The sequence below is a fragment of the Bacillus cereus group sp. BfR-BA-01453 genome (assembly GCF_022662915.1).
GTDB classification, from domain to species: Bacteria; Bacillota; Bacilli; order Bacillales; family Bacillaceae_G; genus Bacillus_A; species Bacillus_A paranthracis.
On record NZ_JAKUEN010000035.1, the window covers coordinates 1 to 5276 of the forward strand.

Sequence of the window (5276 nt, forward strand, 5' to 3'; positions counted from 1 at the left end):
GTTAGTTTGTCTAGCATCTAAAATAAAAATTGACGTTTCACGTTGTTTGTTTCGTTCAGTTTTCAAAGAACTACTTGGTCGCTCATTTGCGACTTCCTTATGTTAACATTTCTATCTTTCAATGTCAACTAAGTTTTTTATTTCGTTTGTCGCTTTCGACGTTAATGTCATCGGCGACTTGTTCTATATTACACCTCTAATCTCTAATCGTCAACACCTTTTTATAAAGATATTTAATTACATGCTTTTATGCTCTTTTAGCTAGATACATCCCCGCAAAAATTCATTATCGGAAACTACCTTCTGCTGCTCATTAGTTCATTCTTGCAACACATATTCAATTTAATTTATGTGGACATTTCCCTCCAACAAAACTATTAACCTTATTTTAACAAATAATATTATATAATTAGGAGGTTATTGTACTATCAATGAACTCTATTAGAAGCAGGTGAAGATATGAAAGATATACGTATCCTTATAGCAGACGATGATAAAGAAATCCGAAATTTATTAAAAATATATTTGGAACGAGAATTATATATGGTAGATACTGCGATTAATGGCGATGAAGCCTTACAGTTATTTAATCAAAACAACTATAACCTCGTTATATTAGACCTTATGATGCCGAAAGTAGATGGTATCGAAGTATGTAGAAAGCTTAGAGATAAAACGAACGTACCGATATTAATGCTAACCGCTAAAGATCATGAAGTTGATAAAATTTTAGGTTTAAGCATTGGTGCTGATGATTACATTACAAAGCCTTTCAGTATTCATGAAGTCATTGCACGTGTAAAAGCTCTTATGCGGCGTTTTTTAGTTCTTGGAAGTGACACTAATATACAAGAGAGAACAATTCTAACTTTTAAAGGCCTATTGATTGATTTAAATACATATACAGTTCATACAAACAAAGAAGAAATTAACTTAACCGGAAAAGAACTGGAACTATTAAAATTCTTCACTTCAAATCCAGGGCAAGTATTTACAAAAACACAGCTCTTCCGAAATGTATGGGATGATAATTATATAGAAGATGACAATACCGTTATGGTACATATTCGAAAACTTAGAAAGAAAATAGAAGTCGATCCTTCCAACCCAAAATTCATTCAAACTGTATGGGGAATTGGTTATAAGTTTGTAGGTGAACAACTTGAAGACTGATAAAACACTTTTCCTTATTTCATTACAACTTATCATTTGCGGACTTTTAAATATACAAATGGACCCAGGGGTAAAAATGTCTTTATTTATTACCCTTATCTTAATTACAATGTATCTCTTCTTTTCAAGAATACAATTCATTCGGCATCGCAAATCAATAGATACTAAATTAAGTCGTGTACTAAAAGGTAATTTACAAGCGAGATTATTTACAAGCAATGATCGTTCATTACATAATATCGTTTTTTCAATAAACGAACTAATAGCTGAATTAGAAAAGGTTCGGATTGAAGCAAAGAGGTCTGAGGAATCTAGAAAAAAACTTCTGTCTAGTATCTCGCACGATATACGAACACCACTTACCTCCATTATTGGCTATATCGATGCCTTAAAAGATGAGGTTGCTGCTTCTGAAATAGAAAAGCAAGAATATCTTAAAATACTTTATATGAAATCAAATAACTTAAAGCACCTAGTTGATGAGATATTCAATATGGCGAAGCTAGATGCTAATGAATTTCCACTAAAAGAAGAAGAACTCGATTTTTCTGAAGTTACTAGAGAAGTTTTGATTGAATTTTTACCTGAGCTCTCAAAACATAATATTGAACTACAAGTTCTCATACCAGAATCTACTTTTCCTATCATAGCAGATCAACTTAGCCTTATACGAATTATAGGTAATTTAATGAAAAATGCCATTTATTACGGAAAGGATGGGAAAACAGTAGGAGTCGAACTATTAGAAACCGATACAGAATATGAACTTCTTATTTGGGACAAAGGCCCTGGTATTCCAAAACATGATTTGCAAAACATATTTGAGCGAATGTATCGAAGCGAACAATCAAGAAACTCCTCTTTTGGTGGTAGCGGTCTCGGACTTTCTATTTCTAAAGCGCTCGTTGAAAAGAATGGCGGGCATATATGGGTTGAAAGTAATCCATGGGAACGAACCACTTTTGGCTTTTCCATTCCAAAACACAATACTTTTAAGAAATAGTTAAGAAATGATTAATATGCAGTTAAGCCTTCCTTCTTATCATGTAAGTAAGAACTTATAGAAAGTAGGTGTCTCCTATAAATACAATTATAAAAACAACTAATCTTACTAAAGTATATGGCAATCAAAAATCCGTAGATAATCTAAATATTAACGTTCAACAGGGAGAAATTTATGGATTCATAGGACGTAACGGTGCTGGTAAAACAACAACCATTCGTATGCTACTCAGTCTTATAAAGCCTACAAGTGGAAATATCGAAATATTCGGAGAGGACTTGTTTCAAAATCAAAAAGATATTTTAAGCAGAATTGGTTCTATCGTTGAAGTTCCAGGTTTTTATGAAAACTTAACTGCAAAAGAAAACTTATTAATTAACGCAAAGATAATTGGGGTTCACAAAAAGAATGCTATTGAAGAAGCGTTAGAAATAGTAGGTTTGCAACATGAAACAAAAAAGTTAGTAGGAAAGTATTCTTTAGGGATGAAGCAGCGTTTAGGAATTGCACGCGCCCTTCTCCATTATCCCGAACTACTCATATTAGATGAACCAACTAACGGACTAGACCCCATCGGGATTAAAGAAATGCGAAAACTTATTCATTCTTTAGCTCAAGAAAGGAATATAACGATACTCATTTCTAGTCACATATTAGCCGAGGTAGAACAGTTAGTTGATCGTATCGGAATTATTCACGAAGGAAAGTTACTAGAAGAAGTTTCTCTTGATACGCTACGCAAAGCAAACCGTAAATACATAGAATTTCAGGTGAATAATGACAGTAAGGCTACGATGCTATTAGAAAATCAATTTCAAATTTTCGATTATGAGGTACATGATGAAGGGAATATTCGCATTTACTCTCATTTCGGGCAACAAGGATACATCAATAGAACGTTCGTTCTAAATGATATTGAAGTATTAAAAATGATGATGAGCGAAGACAGATTAGAAGATTATTTCACCAAGCTAGTTGGAGGTGGAACAATTGGTTAACCTACTCTATACAGAACTATTAAAACTAAAACGCTCTAATATGTTTTTAATTAGTATTATTGGGGCTGGTGTCGCGCCTTTCTTAGTCGTAGTAGCTTCTTATATACATATAAAAACAAAGCAGCCAACTCCGACTATTTGGTTCCATCAATTATTCACTGAAGTTAACTTATACACTACTTTAGTTATAGGATTCCCCTTATATGGAGTAGTAGTTGCTTATCTGTTTACCCGTGAATATGCAGAAGACACATTAAAAAATTTACTAACTATCCCCGTGTCACGCATTAGTTTTATTATAAGTAAGTTCATCATTCTTTTCCTTTGGATCATGATGCTAACTTTAGTTGCTTGGTCGCTTACTTTAATATTAGGGCTATTGGGGAACTTCCCTGGTTTTAACACTGCTTTACTTTTAGGTTCTTTCCTAAAATTTTTAACCTGTGGTGGACTTCTTTTTCTATTGTCTTCACCTATTGTTCTATTAACTCTTATAATGAAGAGCTATGTACCGCCTATTATATTAACAGTCATTATTACAATGACTAATCTTATGCTCGTAAATTCCAAACATAAAGATTTATTTCCCTGGACCGCCACTTTAGATATCGCAAATAATGAATTACAACCCACATATCCACCAGAGTATTCTTATATGATCATTGCAGCAACAACGATTTTCGGATTTATCGCAACACTATTCTATTTTAAGAGAGTAGACATTCATTAATTTTCAGGAGTGAAACTATGAGCGATATCATTATTGCCTTCATACTCGGTATAGTAGAGGGGTTAGCTGAATTTTTACCTATCTCTTCTACTGGTCACCTTATATTAGTCGGGCATTTATTAGGATTTGAAGGAGAAAGAGCAAAAACGTTCGAAATTGTTATTCAGCTAGGCGCAATTTTAGCTATTGCAATTTTATATCATAAACGTCTCGTTTCTTTATGTAATATTAAGCCACTTCTACGCAAAGAGAAAAAATTCAACGCATTCCATGTATTTCTTGGTGTATTTCCGGCAGTAGTCGCTGGTTTGTTACTACATGATATTATTAAAACTTACTTATTTCAGCCATACACTGTTGTGATTGGACTTGTAGCAGGAGCAATTCTTATGATCTTTGCAGAAGTAAAAAAGAAAGAGGCAGCAGCCTATTCACTGGACGATTTAACATACCGCCAAGCTTTAACAATCGGATTATTTCAGTGCTTAGCGGTATACCCTGGCTTCTCTAGAGCCGGCTCTACTATCTCTGGAGGTCTATTAGCAAAAGTAAATTATAAGACTGCATCTGAATTCTCTTTTCTCATTGCCCTTCCTGTAATGGTTGGGGCTACAGGCTTAGACTTATTAAAAAGCTGGACGTATTTAAGTGTCGACGATATCCCTATGTTTGCGGTAGGATTCATCACTTCTTTCATAGTCGCAATGTTAGCAGTAGTAACTTTTCTGAAGCTTTTAGAGAAGATAGGTTTAAAACCTTTTGCATATTATCGTATTTTGCTGGCTATCTTATTTACAGTCTTCGTATTACTATAGATTCGTATATGTCACATATTATTGAACCGATATTCAAGTTGAAGTATCGGTTTTTCTCTCTTTCACCTCTAGTATAACTTATTTCAGTAAGGTCTAGTGGAAATGGTGAAAAACCAGCATCTGTTACAGCTTGGCAATTTGTTAATTCCCCTAATTATCTCGCACAGTTAATAAATGATGACATAAAAATAGCAACATGCTTTGGCCATATTTTTTATGAATTAGAAAATGAACCACTACTAACAACTAAGCGATAGTCAGAATGAACCTGTAGCTATTATTAAAACAATAGAGGTAACTATAATGCCATTGAATGAAATAATAAAAAGACTCGCTATCGCTGAGGGCGATCTCATACCTATAGTTGCGAACTTATCAATATAAAAAACAAAATGAAGCTATAATTAATAACGATTTCACGAAAAGCTCACGCTTTATTAAACACGAAAAAACACAAGTCAAAAGACTTGTGTTTTTAGTTGCTTGGCGACGTCCTACTCTCACAGGGACAAGGTCCCAACTACCATCGGCGCTAGAGAGCTTAACTTCCGTGTTCG

General features: G+C 33.9%; 5 protein-coding genes, 1 rRNA gene and 1 pseudogene. 6 read left to right on the plus strand and 1 reads right to left on the minus strand.

Going from position 1 to position 5276, the window contains the following annotated elements; all coding sequences use genetic code 11:
• Positions 1-459: 459 nt before the first annotated feature.
• The 6 genes and pseudogenes from MR070_RS26715 to MR070_RS26740 form a co-directional block, all read left to right on the plus strand.
• Complete coding sequence (locus tag MR070_RS26715; RefSeq protein ID WP_242262293.1) at positions 460-1173, plus strand: response regulator transcription factor; 714 nt, start codon at positions 460-462, stop codon at positions 1171-1173.
• Entirely contained in the window at positions 1163-2176 is a 1014-nt protein-coding gene (locus MR070_RS26720) for a sensor histidine kinase (RefSeq protein WP_242262294.1), read from the plus strand. The genes MR070_RS26715 and MR070_RS26720 overlap by 11 nt, the downstream gene beginning before the upstream one ends.
• A 68-nt stretch (positions 2177-2244) precedes the next feature.
• Positions 2245-3174: an ABC transporter ATP-binding protein gene (locus MR070_RS26725; RefSeq protein ID WP_242262295.1), complete on the plus strand. Its 930-nt coding sequence runs from the start codon at positions 2245-2247 to the stop codon at positions 3172-3174.
• Complete coding sequence (locus MR070_RS26730) at positions 3167-3904, plus strand: ABC transporter permease (protein WP_070805108.1); 738 nt, start codon at positions 3167-3169, stop codon at positions 3902-3904. Before MR070_RS26725 ends, MR070_RS26730 begins: the two co-directional genes overlap by 8 nt.
• Positions 3905-3921: 17 nt before the next feature.
• Positions 3922-4719: an undecaprenyl-diphosphate phosphatase UppP gene (gene uppP / locus MR070_RS26735; RefSeq protein WP_242262296.1), complete on the plus strand. Its 798-nt coding sequence runs from the start codon at positions 3922-3924 to the stop codon at positions 4717-4719.
• A gap of 80 nt (positions 4720-4799) precedes the next feature.
• Positions 4800-5070 (plus strand): annotated as a pseudogene (locus tag MR070_RS26740) (ASCH domain-containing protein); the annotation flags it as partial.
• A 130-nt stretch (positions 5071-5200) separates the two neighbouring features.
• On the opposite strand, the gene rrf reads toward MR070_RS26740, so the two are convergent.
• Positions 5201-5276: ribosomal RNA gene (gene rrf / locus MR070_RS27345) — 5S ribosomal RNA — on the minus strand; the annotation flags it as partial.